This is a genomic window from Mojavia sp. (assembly GCF_059505145.1).
Map to the genome: position 1 here is coordinate 64,538 of NZ_JCACKA010000065.1, position 17,403 is coordinate 81,940.

Here is a 17,403-nt window from a genome sequence, read left to right on the forward strand (position 1 = left end):
AATATAAATGTTTACTATTTGAGAATGTAGTTTGCACAACAAGTACTTTATTAGCGAATTCTGACAAATCCTGCTTTAGCAATTAATTCCTGACTTTGATTTGTCAGTAGGAAGTTAGCGTAGGCTTCTCCCGCTTGCTGGTCGCTTTGTTCATTTTGTTTAACAATTACAAATAATCGCCTAGTGATCGGGTATTCACCTTTTTGAAAAGCAGCTGCATTTATTTGGTTACGCCGTTGTGGACACTCTTGCAGGGGAACAAAAGGCTCTTTATAGGGCGGAATTAGTTCGTCAGATATTCGTCCCAATGGCAAAGGCTTAACAGTACATTGTCCGACAACTTCCGGAGCAGAGGCATAATAAATACCCCCTGGATTCTTCGCTACTTCTTTTAAAGCTTGAGTTGTTGTGGAGATGAATTTAACATTGGAACCAAATTTTTCTTTTCCCAACACATTTTCTTCAAAAAACTGGGTTGTGCCTCCCTCTTCCAGAGACCGAGAGTAAGCTGTGATAGGTAAATTTGGGCCACTCACCTGTTGCCAGTTAGTAAGCTTACCTGTATAGATATCTTGAAATTGAGCTAAAGTTAAACCGGGAATCTTGAGACTAGGATTAACTGCGATCGCAATACCATCAATCGCTACAGGAATTTCTTTGAGTTTAAAGCCGCGTTGTTGTGCCTTCTCGTATTCTTCATCCTTAATGGAGCGAGATGACTGAGAAAAAGCCAACTGGTTATCCAGCAGCATCTTGATTCCACTACCAGATCCAGGGGGACTCGTGGTTGGTTGAGTGTAACGCAATTGAAACTGAGGCCAAAACTGTTGAATTTTAGGATCTACTTCTTTGCGGATAGGTGCCCAAGTAGTGCTACCCCCATAGCTAAATAATCCTGAAGGAACATTGAGCGTTTGGTCAAAAATTGCGCCATTCGATTGTAAAATCTGGCGAGATGGGTTTTTAGTAACACTATTAATTACACCAGATCTGTTAGTCAACCACCAAAATATACCACCCAACAACCCTAGCGTAATCGCTAAAGTCAAAACCAAAATCCCAGTTTCATTAGTTGCCTTTTTTGGTGACATAGTTGTTGCTGTGATTTTTGTCTATAAACGCAATGTCCCATTTTGAGGACTTTGTTAGGTTAACAGTAGGTTAACTTGATAATTTTTAATGGCGGATGGGGGAATTAGCACAAATTTATCTCCGGTGCGAAAGTAGATACCGAGAATCAATTGCAGAATTGGGCTGGAACATTGAGATTGCCCAATAGTAAAAAGCCAATTTTGTTATAAATATTTATGGTAAACCGTCAGGATTATATGAAATTTGTTGTATGTTTATGATTTTAAAATGGCATTCTAAAACAATAAAGTTACAAAATTAGAGAAAGCAATTTATAAATAATACGAAATAGTGCTGTTACTGCAATGCTTACCAAGGCTGCGGCAATTGCTAAAATAACCACTTGCTGAATGCCAAGTTCGCTCCGCAAAAATGGTAGAAAAAAGATAATAGTAAAAGTAATTACCGGAATAATTATTAAATCTAACTTTTCAATCCACCGCTTTGTTTGGGCAAAAATCAGGATTCCTAAAATCACGCAGGAAACGCTAAGAGTGATTATTGGATTATTGATCAGGCTGAAAACAGCGATCGCGATCAATGCACCTTCAAACCCACTAAAGGCTGCTCCGCCTAATAATTCCCATGTAGAAAATCTCCGTATATTCGGTAATGATGGGGAGATAACGGTACTAGAGCTTTGCGCGGCTTGTGACGATGCGCTTACATGGAGTTTCGACGGAATTTGTGTAGGTGGTATGAACTGTGCTGTATTGTTTTCTACCAGTGCATCTAATACTTGTTGGGCTGACTGAAAGCGTTGATTAGCAGCTGGTAAGAGCATCTTATCTAAGATATCAGCTAGGTGAGGATTAATATTCGCTTGTGTTCGCCATTTCCACTGGTTGCTATAGGTATCAAATAACTGTATTGCTTCCTTACCCGTCAGCAAGGTTAAAACAGTTACAGCCAAGGCATATAAATCTGTAGATGGGAATATTTGTCCTCCAGCCATCTGCTCAGGCGGTGCAAATCCCATAGAATAGATTCCCGTGGAAGAACCAGTAGGAGCGTTTGTAATTTGCTTAACTGCGCCAAAATCTAGCAGGAAGAGCTTCCCATCATAACGGCGCATGATGTTAGAAGGTTTGATATCTCTGTGAATAATTCCTCTGTCATGGACAAACTTGAGTACCTTGAGAATTTCTTGTAATACTAATAAAATGTCTTGTTCGGACAATTTGCCTGTTTTAACTAATTCTTCCTCTAGGTTTTGTCCATTAATATATTCTTGCACCAAATAAAAAAACTGGTCTTCTTGTCCCGGTTGCAAGCTCTGAACTGTTATTGGAAAGAAAGCAAACAAGTCAGGAATTTGATCGTGTTCGTTGCCCAACTGCGCTAAAACTTCTGCTTCTCGCTCGAATAGCTGTTGCGCCAGTTGCATTTGAGTGGAGGTTAAATTTGCCGTAGGTTGAAACTGCTTAACCACGCATTGACGCATCCCAGGAATCCGGCGATCATAGGCCAAAAATGCTGCTCCAAACCCTCCCCTTCCTAACAGCTTGATTGGCACATAGCGACCATCTAGCATGAGTGGCATTCCACAGCTAGTACAGTATTTTTGCTGCGCTGTTTTTAGCGTTGTTTGATGATCTAAATCCGCGAAATAGTTTTGTGGACGCGGGCAGCGTGGACGAGTGCAGTAAACTTCCATTGCTTTGGTATGTCCTTGGTCAGTTCTTGAAGCCAAAAGCCCCTGACGAACCACTAATGACGAGTGTATGGGCACGGCAGTACCGTGCCCCTACTGACTAGGACTATGATAAAATACTAGCCTTCGCCAGAGGAGTTGGGCGTCACTGCATCCAATGTAGTTACTACTAGGTTTTTTTGTGCTAATTTTAACGCATTTTGGTTCCATCCAGGGGTAGCAAACTGGGGCAAAATTTCCTGACTGAAGGCTTCTGCTGCCTTGGATCGATAACGATTAGGATTAAAAATTAGCCACAGTGTGCGCTTGACAATGACTCCTTCAATTGGGGCACATTGCAATACGCCCATTTGTAACTCTTTCGCTATAGCGGAAGTAGAGACAAAAGCAGCGCCTAAACCGGATTGCACAGCATTTTTAATTGCTTCTATGGAATTTAATTCCATTTCGATTTTAAAGCGCCTTGTATCAATTTCACAGCGTGCTAGCACTTGGTCAATTACTTTGCGAATGGTCGATTGAGAATCGAGAGCAATGAATTGTAGTTTATAAAGGTCTTCTTTTTGAATGGTTTCAAGTTTTGCAAAGGGATGAAAGACAGGTAAAATTAGCGCCAATTCATCTTCGGCGTAGGGAAGAATTTCTAAAGATTCTGCCAATTCGCCGGGAATTTCGCCGCCAATAATGGCTAGATCAACTTGTCCATTAGCTACGCTCCAAGCAGTCCGACGAGTAGAGTGGACGTGCAATTGTACCGCTACATCCGGATATTTTTGTCTAAACATCCCGATCATTCTAGGTAAAAGATAAGTGCCGGTGGTTTGAGAAGCACCGACAATTAAAGTTCCGCCTTGGAGATTTTGCAAATCCTCAATAGCGCGGCAGGTTTCTTGACACAGACTGAGAATTTTTTCACCGTAACTCAGAAGTAGATGCCCAGCTTCGGTCAATTGGGCACGACGTCCTCCACGGTCAAATAAAGGTACATCAAGCTGCCGTTCTAAATTTTGCACTTGCAAGCTGACGGCAGGTTGGGAGACGTAGAGACTATCAGCGGCGCGCTTGAAGCTCCCTTCTACGGCGATCGCTTTGAGAATACGTAACTGATCTAAAGTGAAAGGAAGGTCAGACATAAGGCTAAACCCACAAACAAGAAAGGAGCGGCTTTGGCAAGAAATCAGCGTTCACAGCTAGCAAGCTAGGCGCGATTTATTGCATCTTAAACTTGAAAGCTTTACTCGAAAAAGACAGTAGCACAACATCTTGACTAAAGTTCCCCTTTGAACACTTTGTGGTATTGGTTGTACTGAACTAAGTTTTCTTTAAATTACTTCACCTACGTATAGGTATATGATGCTGATTTCTTGGTTAACCCCCAGTCATTTTGTCATATTGGGGTTACAATTAGTTTTCGCGATCGCTCACAGTGGTGGAGCAGCTCTCAGACCTTGGGCAGAAAAACACATTGGCCCAAGGCTTTATCGCATTTCCTTTGCCTTAGTCAGCTTGCCATTAGCTGTAATATTAATTATTTACTTTTTTAATCACCGTTATGATGGATTGCAACTTTGGCAGGTGAAAGATGTACCTGGAGTCCGGCTCTTAGTCTGGGTGTTGTCAGCGATTTCCTTTTTGTTTTTGTATCCTGCCACTTTCAATCTACTAGAAATTGCTGCTATTCAAAAGCCTCAAGTCCATCTTTACGAGACGGGAATTATTCGCATCACTCGTCATCCCCAAATGGTAGGACAAATAATTTGGTGCGTTGCCCATACCCTTTGGTTAGGTACTACCTTTACCCTGATTACCTCGATTGGGTTGGTGTTGCATCACTTGTTTGGTGTTTGGCATGGGGATCGCCGTCTGGGTCAGCGTTATGGTGAAGCCTTTGAAGTTGTTAAACAGCGTACTTCAATTATTCCTTTTCGAGCTATTTTTGCAGGTCGTCAATCTCTCAAATGGGAAGAATTTCTCCGCCCTGCCTATTTAGGAGTTACTATTTTTGTAGCTTTGCTTTGGTGGTCGCACCCCCTGTTGTTAGAAGCAACTAGTAAGATACCATGGTAATTTTAAGTGATCCCCAATATCATCAGATACTATCCAATAGATGAAAAGATGAGCTTATCAATTGTCACCAAATCAATGTAGGATAAATTCAAATAGTTGTCAGTGGGGGTGCATTTAGTCGGATTGAGATTTTATATTGGTAGTTGCAGGTAAATCAGTTTTCTTGGGGAATAAATGACGGATTCAGTCTAAATTACCAAGGCAAGCGGCTATCAGGAGTTGAACATCCAAAAAAGCCAGCGCGACATCCACGGTGGCTTTTTTGTCAGTGTTGCAATCAAGGCGCTCAATTTTTGTATAACTATCTGTACCTGAGACCACCATGTCTCAGCAACTGGCTTGCCAATTTCTTCTGCTAATAGTTAGTTTGATATCAAAACCCTATAAATTCTAGAGGCATCATGGTGTTGTCGGTTAGTGAGCGGACATTTACTCAAGAAGTTTTAGAATCTCCTATTCCGGTTTTAGTTAATTTTGAAGCACCTTGGTGTGGCTTGTGCCGCATCATCCATCCCCTGTTGTTGCAATTTAAAGCCCAATGCGGGGAGCAAATTAAATTAGTTGGGGTTAATGCTGACCAAAATTTCAAACTGTCTAACACTTATCGACTAAAATCATTGCCAACTTTACTGTTAATTGAAAATGGCACCATCCAGCATCGTCTGGAGGGTTTTCGTGGCAGAGAAGATTTACGTCTAGCCTTAGAAGAAATTAAACTGAGCTACAGTAAGGAATCTATAACCTACAGTAGCGCTAAAACAGCAGACTTAGGATGTCGTTTATCCTGAAGAAAGTCAACAGTAACATAGTTAATTATGAGTATTTTAACTCTTGACTATCAACATTTAAAGTGTAGGAATTACGCAAAAATATTATTTTTCCGTTTTCATGCGTAAGTTCTGAAGTATTGACTCGGCTGATAAAATCTAAAACCAAGCTTAACACCCCACCTAAAGGTCTTTGAGTGGGGTATTTTATGCTAAGAGGTGTGTGTCACAATTATTAACAGTTCCGAGTCAGACAGTTGCCTGTGGACGGAAAGTTGACCTCAACGGTGGCTAAATCTGTCCTAGTCTTTCAAAAGATAGTCAGCAGCACTGTCCTAACTTAGTCAAGAATCCTAAAAGTACGCGTCAGTGATGGAAGTAATCTATCAATATGCCTGGCTGATTCCTGTATTGCCGCTTTTAGGGGCAATGCTGGTTGGTCTAGGATTAATTTCGTTAAATCAGGTGACAAACCGCCTGCGGCAGCTCAACGCTGTAGTGATTATCTCCCTAATGGGAGCAGCGATGGCGCTGTCGCTTGCCTTGCTGTGGAGCCAAATTCAAGGGCATCCAACTTATGTCCGCACCTTGGAATGGGCAGCAGCAGGTAATTTTCACCTGAGTATGGGCTACACAATCGACCACCTCACAGCCCTCATGCTGGTGATTGTGACGACGGTAGCCTTGTTAGTCATGATCTACACCGATGGCTACATGGCTCACGATCCTGGATACGTGAGGTTTTACGCCTATCTCAGTTTGTTTGGCTCCTCAATGCTGGGTCTGGTGGTCAGTCCCAACCTAGTGCAGGTTTATATATTCTGGGAACTGGTGGGGATGTGTTCCTACTTGCTGGTCGGCTTTTGGTACGATCGCAAGTCAGCAGCAGATGCCTGCCAAAAAGCCTTTGTGACCAACCGCGTGGGTGACTTCGGTCTTTTACTCGGCATTCTGGGGCTGTTCTGGGCGACAGGAAGCTTTGATTTCGGTGTGATGGGTGATCGCCTCGCTCAACTCGTACAATCAGGTTCTGTAAGCAATTCTCTTGCTGTCCTGTTGGCGATTTTAGTTTTCTTAGGGCCAGTTGCAAAATCAGCCCAATTTCCTCTGCACGTCTGGCTACCGGACGCAATGGAAGGCCCCACCCCAATTTCTGCTTTAATTCACGCAGCAACGATGGTGGCGGCGGGTGTTTTCCTGATTGCCAGAATGTACCCAGTGTTTGAACACGTCCCAGCAGCAATGAACGTCATTGCCTTTACTGGGGCATTCACCGCATTTTTGGGGGCCAGCATTGCGATTACCCAAAACGACATCAAAAAGGGCTTGGCTTACTCCACCATTTCCCAGCTTGGTTATATGGTGATGGCGATGGGAGTCGGTTCCTACACTGCTGGATTGTTCCACCTGATGACTCACGCTTATTTCAAAGCGATGCTGTTCTTAGGTTCTGGTTCTGTGATTCACGGTATGGAAGGAGTCGTCGGTCACGACCCAGCATTAGCACAGGATATGCGCTTGATGGGGGGACTGCGGAAGTATATGCCCGTCACGGGGATTACCTTCTTGATTGGTTGCTTGGCAATTTCTGGTATTCCACCCTTTGCCGGATTCTGGTCAAAAGATGAAATTCTGGGGAATGCTTTTGAGGCTAATCCATTTCTGTGGATGATTGGCTGGCTAACTGCCGGTATTACTGCTTTCTATATGTTTAGAATGTACTTCATGACATTTGAAGGCAAATTCCGGGGTACTGACGAGAAAATCAAGGACAAGCTCAAAAAAGCAGCTACAATCATCCTGGAATTGGAGTCAGAAGAACCAGCTCCAACTTTTGGGCCTGGGGCAATGAAAAAAGGCGAATTGGCTGCGACTGGTAGTCACCATGATTCCCATGACTCTCACGGGCATCATAGCGATACTCCCCACGAGTCTCCGTGGACAATGACTCTACCTTTGGCACTTTTAGCCGTCCCTTCGATTTTGATTGGTTTAGTAGGCACGCCCTACGCCAATTATTTCGAGGAGTTTATCTTTCCGCCCAGCGAAACCCTAACTGAAGTCCTAGAAAAAGCCGCCGAGTTCAACTCGACGGAATTTTACATTATGGCGGGGGCTTCCGTAGGAATTTCTTTGATTGGGATTACTTTGGCTTCCTTGATGTATTTGCAAGGGAAAATTAACCCAGCAGCGATCGCCGCCCAAATCAAGCCGCTTTACGAGCTATCCCTCAACAAGTGGTACTTTGATGACATTTACCATCGTGTCTTCGTCATCGGCTTGCGTCGCCTAGCTAGACAGGTAATGGAAGTTGACTTCCGTGTTGTCGATGGTGCTGTTAACCTGACAGGCTTTTTTACCCTTGTGAGTGGCGAAGGTTTGAAATACCTAGAAAACGGTCGCGCCCAATTTTATGCCTTGATTATATTTGGGGCTGTTTTGGGCTTAGTGATTGTCTTTGGTATAACCTAAGTTCAGTGCTTAGTCTTGAGTCCTGAGTTCTGAGTGCTGAGTTGTGAGTAAGAAAAAAATCAGAATTAGCAGCATCTATAACGCTCGCTACCTTTACTCAGCACTGTCTAGGTAAATAATGGCTTGTGTGAGCTTCAGTTGTTAGTGTTTAGGCAAAATGTATGTTGTATGGAGATGAAGGCGGGATCATAGATTTACCTACCTTCATCTTTCTTTATTTTTATTAAATCAACCTAACAAGGGAGACTAAATCTCCAAAAAGCTGTTACTTAATAGCTAGTGACTTTTTGCCAAACATGATTTTGATTGCAGATGAATTGCGATGAATACAGCTAATTTCCCGTGGCTGACGACGATTATCCTGTTGCCGATAGCAGCGTCGCTACTGATTCCCATCATCCCAGATAAAGACGGCAAAACAGTGCGCTGGTATTCCCTCATAGTAGGGCTGATAGATTTTGCACTGATTGTTTACGCTTTTTATACTGGGTACGATTTCTCGAATCCCGATTTGCAGTTGGTGGAGAGTTACCCTTGGGTACCACAAATGGATTTGAACTGGTCAGTAGGGGCAGATGGCTTATCGATGCCCTTAATTATTTTGACTGGATTCATTACCACGCTGGCGATTTTAGCAGCCTGGCCGGTAACATTTAAGCCGAAGTTATTTTACTTCTTGATTTTGGCAATGTATGGCGGTCAGATTGCTGTGTTCGCCGTCCAGGATATGCTGTTATTTTTCCTGGTCTGGGAACTGGAACTAGTACCAATATACTTTCTGCTGTCGATTTGGGGAGGCAAAAAGCGACAATATGCAGCGACTAAGTTCATTTTATACACCGCTGGTGGGTCGTTGTTTATTTTGCTGTCTGCCCTGACAATGGGATTTTACGGCGATACAGTGACCTTTGATATGCGATCGCTCGCCCTCAAAGACTTTGCCCTAAATTTCCAACTTTTACTATACGCAGGGTTCTTAATCGCCTACGCCGTCAAATTGCCGATTATTCCCTTGCATACTTGGCTACCGGATGCCCATGGTGAAGCTACAGCGCCAGTACATATGTTACTAGCAGGTATTCTCCTGAAAATGGGCGGTTATGCCTTAATTCGGATGAATGCCCAAATGCTCCCGGATGCCCACGCTTATTTTGCACCAGTCTTGGTGGTTTTGGGGGTAGTTAATATTATCTACGCTGCCCTGACATCCTTTGCCCAGCGCAACCTAAAGCGGAAAATTGCCTATTCCTCAATTTCTCATATGGGCTTTGTCACCATTGGTATTGCCTCCTTCACAGATTTGGGATTGAGTGGGGCGGTATTGCAAATGGTTTCCCACGGGCTGATAGGGGCAAGTTTATTCTTCCTTGTAGGCGCGACTTACGACCGGACACACACCTTAATGTTGGATGAAATGGGTGGTGTCGGCAAGAGGATGAAAAAGATTTTCGCTATGTTCACCGCCTGTTCGATGGCTTCTTTAGCATTGCCAGGAATGAGTGGTTTTGTAGCAGAGTTGATGGTGTTTGTAGGCTTTGCTACTAGCGATGCTTATAATCCGACATTCAAAGTCATCGTAGTTTTCTTAATGGCAGTCGGAGTAATTTTAACTCCTATTTATCTGCTATCGATGTTGCGGGAAATTTTCTACGGTCAAGAGAACGAAGAATTAGTTTCTCACCAAGCACTGATAGATGCTGAACCCCGTGAAGTGTTTATCATCGCCTGTTTGTTAGTCCCAATTATTGGTATTGGTTTCTATCCGAAGTTGCTGACTCAGATGTATGACGCTACAACTGTACAACTGACGGCGAGGTTGCGTGATTCAGTGCCAACGTTGGCACAGCAAAAAGAAGCACCAAAAGTTTCCTTGATTGCGCCGGAAATTGGTAATTAGGTAGAGATTGATAGGTTAAATTAGTACTATTTTGAGGGCAGTTTTTATACCTGCCCTTTTTTTATTGCAGGTAGGATGGATTGTAATTGATATCGATATCTAATACCAATTCGTAATTCGTAATTCATAATTCGTAATTACGAAATTACAACAGCATCTGGGAATTGAAGTTTGAATTTGCTGCCGAACTTTAGAGAATTGACATAATACCGTTTCACTAGTAGATATTTATGCGTATTAATTTATTCTTACAATCTATCTAGAATTTAAATCTAGCAAAAATCCTCATGTTAAACTACAATCCGCTACATTGCTTGCCATCTTCCGAAGAGCTACTCGACTCTGACGACATACCCGTGGATAATGAACTACAAGATTTGATTCCCAGTTTATTGAAAGCCACGCTCGCTCTGGTCTGGTCAGACCATTGGGATTGGTTTTTTGGCGTTCGTATGGGTATTTATTACGACCCTAACCAACCAGCTATTGCCCCTGATGGCTTTCTCAGCTTAGGAGTTAAGCGATTTGTTGATGAGGACTTGCGCTTAAGTTACGTTTTATGGGAAGAAAATAAGCTGCCAATGTTAGTGCTAGAGGTTGTTTCTCCAACATATCGGGGAGAATATAGCACCAAGAAAGAATTTTATGCCAAAGAATTAGGAATTTTGTACTACGTTGTGTATAGTCCCCTACGCCGTAAAAAGCCTCATCTGGAAGTGTATCGCTTAGTAGATGGAGAATATATTCTCATGTCTGGAAATCCCGTTTGGCTACCAGAGATTGGTTTAGGAATTGGGCGAGAACGGGGAATTTATCAAGGTATAGCGCGGGAATGGTTGTACTGGTACAACGAAGAAGGACAAAGGCTACTGACACCAGAAGAACGGATTAAAGAAGCAGAAGAATGGGCAACTTTTGAGCAACAACGGCGTGTGGAAGCAGAACAGCATCAATTGTTGGCAGAACAGCGGACGCAACTTTTAACAGAAAGGCTAAAGGCGTTGGGTGTAGATCCTGAAAATTTGGCTTGAAGTTGCCAATTCATCTATTAATTTGCACGCAAAAGTGAAGACATTTGCGTGGAATACATTGCGTAAGGGTACAACATTGTTCCTTATGGTATGTCGTATCTCAACGAGAACCAGTTTTAATTTGTACATTGACTCGTTGCCAAAATTAAAGCTGCATTCATGTTTATTGGCTTGATATTTAGGGAAATATCTATAAAGAAAATTTCACAGGGTTTCTGGATCTAACTCTTGGGTTTTGCCTGCTTGATCTTCAACCAAAGCCGCAGCTGCAAGTTTAGCCAGCACATCATGAGATTGTGCAAATGCTTTGTCCCAACGGGCTTCGTCTTCAAGTTCTTCCAGGATGAGTGCAGCAATAGCATCTTGCTCATTCTCAGGAAGTAGTTTTACTCGTGCGATCGCCTCTTCAAGTAGCTGGGCCATACTGTGATGTTGCTGTCAAAAAAACCTGCTACTTATTTTACCGTTCTGTTATGGTTCAAAGGTTTGGGTATTTTTAAGCGATCGCTCATTTTTTAGCTTATCTACTGATGTGTAGGCGATCGCCTTATTGGCTATGGGTTAAGATCATCCAAATTAGCAAGAGCTATCTTGACACAGGCACGAACACCTTTCCAATCACCTTCGGACAAATGACCAATCAAAACTAAATTAGCAGAAGGGGGTAGAGTGACGATAAAACTTCGGAAAACAGACGCAACCCGCAAGCTTGCCGCTGCCCAATCTTGAAGTGCATAGTCAGTCACGCCCAGTAAGGTTGTCTGAGTAGTTATCAGTCCGATGATCACATCAGAACGGATGGTGTTATATGTAGTGGACGACAGAACTACAGCAGGACGACGCTTAATACCAGTGACACCTGGGAAATCGACTGTGACCACATCACCAGGATTGAATGTCACTCAGCTATCTCCTGACTTTCAGGAAACATCGAAGCTGCATACTGTAACGAGAAAGATGCTACCTCAACCTGATCTTGCTCAGTCCAAGTATCACTATAGTCAATGACAGATAAATTTTGCTGAACTAGATCATTAAGAATCAGATTTGCTAAACGTAACCGTTCATCTGGTGACAGGTTACTTACAAATTGTCTATATATTTCTTGAGCAGTAGTAGACATAATCAGTCCTTCTGTCCCTAGTTTTTGTTCATAAAACTTTGATTACCTTTCACCTGATTTTCCGATGTGCTCAAGTTGTAGATTTCAGAGAAAGTAGTTTTACTCATGCGATCGCCCCCTCAAGTAGCTTGGTCATAGCTGTGATGCTGCTGTAAAGAAAGACCTGCTATTTATTTTACCGTTTTGTTATGGTTCACAGGTTTGGGTACTTTGAAGCGATCGCTTGTTTTTAGCTTGTTACTAATGTGTAGGCGATCGCTACCTTGCATCCAAATATATTCTCCAATTTCTGCTTCCTAAATGGTGATTAGATGCTTACTGAGGGAAATATAAGTATAAGAGGATGCTTTTTTCTATGTCTTACTCGTAGATGAAGAGTAACCAACTACTAATTACATTAGGAGTATTTTATGATTCCGATTCTCTTGGGTGCTGCTGCTTTGGCTACTGGAGCCGTCGGAGCGCTAAAAGGTGCTGAAGGTATTGGCAATATGAAGCAGGCAAAGGAAATTGGTGAACAGGCTCAACAAAAATATGAAAGTAGCTTGCAAAACTTAAAAGCAGCCTGGGAAATTACCAACCAGTCAGCAGAAGGTCTATGGACAAATGCAGATTCGTGTCAAGCAGAATACAATTGCACAATTCATAGCTTTTATTGAGAGAATTGGTCAGAGGGCTTCTCAAAATGATCTGGAAATTGTAGCTGGATTAGACATTTCCCCTCAGCAAATTCAGGAGTACAAAACAGAAGTTATAAAAGCGGAACAGTGGGTAAAGGGTGGTGTATCAGCAGCCGTTGCGGCCTCAACAGCAGGTGCTGGTGCAGTTACCTTAGCAAGAAGTGTAGGTACAGTATCTGTTTCCAGGTTCTTTGGATTGTGGACTACTGAAGTCGCTATCTCAAAACTTGGTGGTGCTGCTGCTTGGAATGCAACTTTAGCTTGGATGGGTGGTAGTAGTGCTGCGGTTGGTGGTGCTGTATTGGGAGGTATTACACTCGGCCCGGCATTGATGGTTGGGGGTTTTCAACTTGCGGGTAAGGGTGAAGAAGCTTTGACTAAATCGCGGGAGTATGAAGCAAAGGTCAACGTAGAGATTGCCAATATAGAAGCAGCTCAAGATTTTCTCTTACAGGTTAAACGGCGAATAGTGGAACTTGCTAATTTAGTGTGTAATTTAAACAACCGTGCTAAAGCTGCACTTCAGGAGCTTGAAGCTCAACCTTTTGATCGCAGCCGTGATGCTAGCAAATTTCAAGAGGTAGCACTTTTAATTAAAGCACTAGCAGAAATTATGAAAACTCCTATTTTTGATAGTGAAGGGCTATTAAACCATGCTACTTTAACCATTCAAACTCAATACAAAACTCTGGGAGGTATTTAGCAATGGTTTTACCAAGTATTGGTACAATAACTACTGCGGTTAAAGCCACACAATCCTTAGCAGGTATTGTTTCCAGTTACAAGCAAATTGGAGAGCAAGAACGAACTAAAAGGCGTGAGATAGCAGCTTTGGAAAAAACACAATGTGTTGACATAGTTTCTTCTGCTTACTCTGAATACAAAATAATTGCCGAACAAGAACAGACAAAGCGGCGAGAGATTGATGCTTGGGAAAAAGAAACAATTACCAAAATTAACGCCCAGCGAGATTTGCTGATGGCTTACTTGGATAAATCTTTTGATGAACGTGCAGAAAACTTTCGAGCTTTATTTGCTGTGGTTGATAGTGCGATCGCATCTGGTAATAACGATCAACTAGCTCTTACCTTAAATACAATCACAGAAATTGCTAAATCAAGCCCATTCAAAGAACTTGCCAACTTAGCTGCTGTCCGCGCTGCTCTTGATGATCCAGATCATGAGTGGACATTTTGATTTTATAGTAGAGCGATCGCCTTCCCAAAAACTCTAAAAGCCTGCGGAGGCAAGCTTCGTTATTATAGCCCCAGGCTTCCAGCCTGAGGGCTTCTTCGTGCGTTACATTGCAGTAAATTCCAGTATGATATTTTGCAATACTAATTGATTGAACAGGACTATGAGCAAAGAAAATATAACATTTCGGATAGATAGCGATCAGAAAGCAAAACTTGATGCCATTGCCGCAGGAATAAATCGCGATCGCAGTTAAATATTGAATAAGGCAATAGAAGCTTATCTGGAGATGCACCAGTGGCAGATTGAGGAAATTAAAAAGGGTATTACTGAAGCCGAAACAGGAGATTTTGCTAGTGACGAAGAAGTAAAAGCAAATTTTGCAAAACTCACTAATGCAAATTAATTCATCGATATTTATTAGCGTTTATCGGCGGTTAATTTATTTCTTAAAAATCTTCATCATCAACAAAAAACTCGGCATCTTCATCCAATCGAGAATTACCCCGCCTAGAATCAGCAAGACCCCATAGGGGTTGCAGCACTGCTATACCTATTAACCCAACACAAACACAAAAAGCCAGCACTAAACCTACTGGTATTTGAATCGATTGTAATGTAAAGAATTTTAACCGTACTAGTGTGGCGTTTTGTACTGAGATAATAGCGATCGCCATTACCCAAACAGCTACAACTACAGATATCAATAAATTAGCAATAGTTTTCATATTTAGTAAGCTATTGTGCTTACAAACTGCATTATTAAAATTGTACATAAATCACTTAAACCTTCTCCCCTGCGCCTCTGCTCCCCTGCCCCCCTGCGGTCTAAACTGCAAATTAGATGCTTAATAGCTTATTATGCATAAACACCCAGAGGGCAGTTCCCCCCTGGATGTGGCTTTCCTATTTGCAAGCAAAAAGGAGTTGGGGATCAGGTGTTTTTAAACTCCCACTGCTTCTAAATTAGCAATCACGGTCTCTAATTCCTGAGCGATTTGGGTGAGTTTTTCTTGTGAGTTAGTTTCTAGGTAGACGCGTACCAGTGGTTCTGTACCAGAAGGACGGAGTAATACCCAGCTTCCTTCTTCTAAGTAGAGCTTAATCCCGTCTTTGCGACCGACTTCTTTGACTTTAATTCCTGCAACTTGTGAGGGTGGATTTTTTGTAAAAGAGTCGATGACTGCGGTTTTGTGAGATTCGGTCAGATGTAAGTCGAGACGGTTGTTGTAAAGCGGGCCGTCGGCTTCCGCGATCGCTTCTTTGACTAGCTGACTTAAAGGTTTACCTTCATAGGCGATCGCTTCTGCTACTAGCATATCGGCTAAAATACCGTCTTTTTCGGGAATATGCCCGATAATACTTAAACCGCCTGATTCTTCTCCACCAATCAGTACGGTAGTTTCACGCATTTTTTCACCAATGTATTTAAAGCCTACAGCTGTTTCATAAATTTGCAGCCCGTATTTAGCCGCGAAATTATCTAACAGGTGAGTTGTAGCTACTGTGCGGACAATAGCGCCAGTTTTGCCTTTATTTTTGATTAAATGACGTGCTAACAATAGCAGCACAGTGTTTGGGGTGAGGACGTTGCCTTGTTCATCCACAATCCCAAAGCGATCGCTATCCCCATCTGTCGCCAAACCCAGATCCGCTTGATCGGCGCGTACTGCTTCCACTAACTCAACTAATTGTTCACCTTTGGGTTCTGGCATTCCACCGCCAAATAGCACATCCCGCCAAGCGTGGAAACTTTCTAACTGAACGCCACTTTGTTGCAAAACTTCATCTAAATAACCACGAGAAGTAGAATACAGCGCATCGTATTTTACTTTCAGCTGGGCGCTTTTTATCTTTTCTACATCAAATAGGGTGTAGATGAATTGCAGATAATCAGGTTTCGGATCGAAAATAGAAATAGAACCCGATGGGCTACTACTGGGCGGAGCATCCGATGCACTTTCTATATTTGCCACAATAGTATCAGTAATCTCTGGAGTGGCAGGGCCAGCATAGTCAGGAATATATTTTATTCCACAGTAAGGTGCAGGATTATGGCTAGCAGTAAACATCAACGCCCCAGCTGAATTTAGGTGACGGGCGTTGTATGCAATCACTGGTGTGGGGCAATCCCGATCAGTAACTTTAACCGTCCACCCCAAGTCTGCCAGGACTTGGGCGGCTGTTTGGGCAAACTGGTCAGCTAAAAATCGAGTATCGTAGGCAACGAGTACTGGTCTGTCTTTGCTATAGGCCGTTTCGAGGTAGCTGGCGATCGCCCTTGTGACTTTCCTCACGTTGGGAAAAGTAAAATCATCGGCGATAATACCTCGCCATCCATCCGTACCAAATTTAATTTTGCTGGAATTGCTACGGTTGCTCATTTTTGCCACTGTCTCCCGTCCAACTTCACTACTATAGGAAGCTTCCCGCAAAGCGTGCGTAGCCGCAAGTATCTTTAGCGTATTTTTTCTCACTGCCTATTAGCAATGACAATCCCCGATCGACCTTTTGTCAGTTATCACCTTTGGTCTTTAGTTGCCCCAGCTACAGGGCAAGAACGTTGGCATTGCCAGATGAGACGGGGGTTTGTCAAAGCACGTCAGCATGAACCCCAAGTTAAAGCGCTATTAGCCAAGGCAACTGCACCCCAGCGGATTGGTATACTCGCTCAAAAAGGCGTTTATGAATTTCATCATCATACACATCTATTAAATCAATCAGACGGTGTAGAAAAAGTTGCCAAGCTACTGCAATTAAGCCACTCATCGGATGAAGTTCAACAGCGCGTGTTGCAAATTTTGCAAAAATATCATAATGCTCCGTTGCTCTCAGATAAACACATCATTCAATTAACTCCGGGCGACGAGGGCTTTCCCAAACCAATTTTAATTGACCAAGATGATTATTGCTTCCGTTTATATGCAGCAATGGACTGCGTTTTTACTGATTCTGATCATCGTATTTTGCATATTGTAGATTTTAAAACTGGTAAAGCTACTTTTGACCAGCGACAGGCATTAGTTTACCTGCTAGCTGCCCATTATCTTTACCCTGGACGTGAAGCTGTAGCATCCTTTTATAACCTAGAACTTTGTAAAAAATCTGATCTAATTAGCATTAATAATACTGAATTAGAATCCTTAGAATTCGAGTTAGCTAACGTTGCCCAAAAGCATCAGCAAGATTTACAAAAATATCACCAAGAAACTAGTGATTTCAGCAAAATATTTCCGCCAAATCCAGGTTCTCACTGCCGCTTCTGCCCATTTAACTCAATCTGTGATTTTTCCGAGATTAAATCGTCTTTACCACATCCATTGCCAATTTTAAAAGTTAATGGGTAATTGGGGATTGGGCATGGGGCACATTGATTACTAATTATTC

General features: G+C 42.6%; 18 protein-coding genes. 10 read left to right on the forward strand and 8 right to left on the reverse strand.

Going from position 1 to position 17,403, the window contains the following annotated elements; genetic code table 11:
• Nucleotides 1-50: 50 nt before the first annotated feature.
• The 3 genes from AC5JL8_RS15275 to AC5JL8_RS15285 form a co-directional block, all read right to left on the reverse strand.
• Complete coding sequence (locus AC5JL8_RS15275; protein ID WP_495880632.1) at nucleotides 51-1,091, reverse strand: PstS family phosphate ABC transporter substrate-binding protein; 1,041 nt, start codon at nucleotides 1,089-1,091, stop codon at nucleotides 51-53.
• A 290-nt stretch (nucleotides 1,092-1,381) separates the two neighbouring features.
• Nucleotides 1,382-2,788, reverse strand: a complete 1,407-nt coding sequence (locus tag AC5JL8_RS15280; RefSeq protein WP_495880682.1) for a protein kinase domain-containing protein — start codon at nucleotides 2,786-2,788, stop codon at nucleotides 1,382-1,384.
• A gap of 116 nt (nucleotides 2,789-2,904) precedes the next feature.
• Complete coding sequence (locus tag AC5JL8_RS15285; protein WP_495880633.1) at nucleotides 2,905-3,918, reverse strand: LysR family transcriptional regulator; 1,014 nt, start codon at nucleotides 3,916-3,918, stop codon at nucleotides 2,905-2,907.
• A 217-nt stretch (nucleotides 3,919-4,135) separates the two neighbouring features.
• Between AC5JL8_RS15285 and AC5JL8_RS15290 the strand changes: the two genes are divergently transcribed.
• The 5 genes from AC5JL8_RS15290 to AC5JL8_RS15310 all read left to right on the forward strand — a co-directional run bounded on the left by AC5JL8_RS15290 (nucleotide 4,136) and on the right by AC5JL8_RS15310 (nucleotide 11,019).
• Entirely contained in the window at nucleotides 4,136-4,852 is a 717-nt protein-coding gene (locus AC5JL8_RS15290) for an NnrU family protein (RefSeq protein ID WP_495880634.1), read from the forward strand.
• Nucleotides 4,853-5,253: 401 nt separating this feature from the next.
• Nucleotides 5,254-5,640, forward strand: coding sequence for a thioredoxin family protein (locus tag AC5JL8_RS15295; RefSeq protein ID WP_495880635.1), 387 nt, complete (start codon nucleotides 5,254-5,256; stop codon nucleotides 5,638-5,640).
• A gap of 351 nt (nucleotides 5,641-5,991) precedes the next feature.
• Nucleotides 5,992-8,091 (forward strand): NAD(P)H-quinone oxidoreductase subunit 5, encoded by a 2,100-nt coding sequence (locus AC5JL8_RS15300; protein WP_495880683.1) that lies wholly within the window; start codon nucleotides 5,992-5,994, stop codon nucleotides 8,089-8,091.
• Nucleotides 8,092-8,413: 322 nt separating this feature from the next.
• On the forward strand, nucleotides 8,414-9,988 hold the full coding sequence (gene ndhD1, locus AC5JL8_RS15305) for a photosynthetic/respiratory NAD(P)H-quinone oxidoreductase subunit D1 (RefSeq protein WP_495880636.1): 1,575 nt from the start codon (nucleotides 8,414-8,416) through the stop codon (nucleotides 9,986-9,988).
• Between the two features lie 287 nt (nucleotides 9,989-10,275).
• A complete protein-coding gene (locus AC5JL8_RS15310; RefSeq protein WP_495880637.1) occupies nucleotides 10,276-11,019 on the forward strand; it encodes a Uma2 family endonuclease in 744 nt (247 codons plus the stop codon).
• 204 nt (nucleotides 11,020-11,223) lie between these two features.
• On the opposite strand, the gene AC5JL8_RS15315 is transcribed toward AC5JL8_RS15310, so the two are convergent.
• The 3 genes from AC5JL8_RS15315 to AC5JL8_RS15325 all read right to left on the reverse strand — a co-directional run bounded on the left by AC5JL8_RS15315 (nucleotide 11,224) and on the right by AC5JL8_RS15325 (nucleotide 12,142).
• Complete coding sequence (locus AC5JL8_RS15315) at nucleotides 11,224-11,442, reverse strand: hypothetical protein (RefSeq protein WP_495880638.1); 219 nt, start codon at nucleotides 11,440-11,442, stop codon at nucleotides 11,224-11,226.
• Between the two features lie 131 nt (nucleotides 11,443-11,573).
• Complete coding sequence (locus AC5JL8_RS15320) at nucleotides 11,574-11,921, reverse strand: type II toxin-antitoxin system PemK/MazF family toxin (RefSeq protein ID WP_495880639.1); 348 nt, start codon at nucleotides 11,919-11,921, stop codon at nucleotides 11,574-11,576.
• Nucleotides 11,918-12,142, reverse strand: a complete 225-nt coding sequence (locus tag AC5JL8_RS15325; protein WP_495880640.1) for a hypothetical protein — start codon at nucleotides 12,140-12,142, stop codon at nucleotides 11,918-11,920. Before AC5JL8_RS15325 ends, AC5JL8_RS15320 begins: the two co-directional genes overlap by 4 nt.
• A gap of 410 nt (nucleotides 12,143-12,552) precedes the next feature.
• On the opposite strand from AC5JL8_RS15325, the gene AC5JL8_RS15330 reads away from it, so the two are divergent.
• The 4 genes from AC5JL8_RS15330 (at nucleotide 12,553) to AC5JL8_RS15345 (ending at nucleotide 14,422) form a co-directional block, all read left to right on the forward strand.
• Nucleotides 12,553-12,801 (forward strand): hypothetical protein, encoded by a 249-nt coding sequence (locus AC5JL8_RS15330; RefSeq protein WP_495880641.1) that lies wholly within the window; start codon nucleotides 12,553-12,555, stop codon nucleotides 12,799-12,801.
• Nucleotides 12,749-13,525 carry a hypothetical protein gene (locus tag AC5JL8_RS15335; RefSeq protein ID WP_495880642.1) on the forward strand — a complete coding sequence of 259 codons (777 nt, stop codon included), beginning with the start codon at nucleotides 12,749-12,751 and terminating at the stop codon, nucleotides 13,523-13,525. The genes AC5JL8_RS15330 and AC5JL8_RS15335 overlap by 53 nt, the downstream gene beginning before the upstream one ends.
• A 2-nt stretch (nucleotides 13,526-13,527) precedes the next feature.
• Complete coding sequence (locus tag AC5JL8_RS15340; RefSeq protein WP_495880643.1) at nucleotides 13,528-14,019, forward strand: hypothetical protein; 492 nt, start codon at nucleotides 13,528-13,530, stop codon at nucleotides 14,017-14,019.
• Nucleotides 14,020-14,275: 256 nt separating this feature from the next.
• Complete coding sequence (locus AC5JL8_RS15345; protein WP_495880644.1) at nucleotides 14,276-14,422, forward strand: CopG family ribbon-helix-helix protein; 147 nt, start codon at nucleotides 14,276-14,278, stop codon at nucleotides 14,420-14,422.
• 43 nt (nucleotides 14,423-14,465) lie between these two features.
• Here AC5JL8_RS15345 and AC5JL8_RS15350 read toward each other — a convergent pair whose 3' ends face one another.
• Together AC5JL8_RS15350 and AC5JL8_RS15355 are read right to left on the reverse strand one after the other, a co-directional pair.
• Entirely contained in the window at nucleotides 14,466-14,744 is a 279-nt protein-coding gene (locus tag AC5JL8_RS15350; protein ID WP_495880645.1) for a DUF1049 domain-containing protein, read from the reverse strand.
• Between the two features lie 216 nt (nucleotides 14,745-14,960).
• A complete protein-coding gene (locus AC5JL8_RS15355; RefSeq protein ID WP_495880684.1) occupies nucleotides 14,961-16,400 on the reverse strand; it encodes a phosphoglucomutase/phosphomannomutase family protein in 1,440 nt (479 codons plus the stop codon).
• A gap of 105 nt (nucleotides 16,401-16,505) precedes the next feature.
• Here AC5JL8_RS15355 and AC5JL8_RS15360 point away from each other — a divergent pair, with 105 nt between their 5' ends.
• Complete coding sequence (locus AC5JL8_RS15360; RefSeq protein WP_495880646.1) at nucleotides 16,506-17,363, forward strand: PD-(D/E)XK nuclease family protein; 858 nt, start codon at nucleotides 16,506-16,508, stop codon at nucleotides 17,361-17,363.
• Nucleotides 17,364-17,403 lie beyond the last annotated feature (40 nt).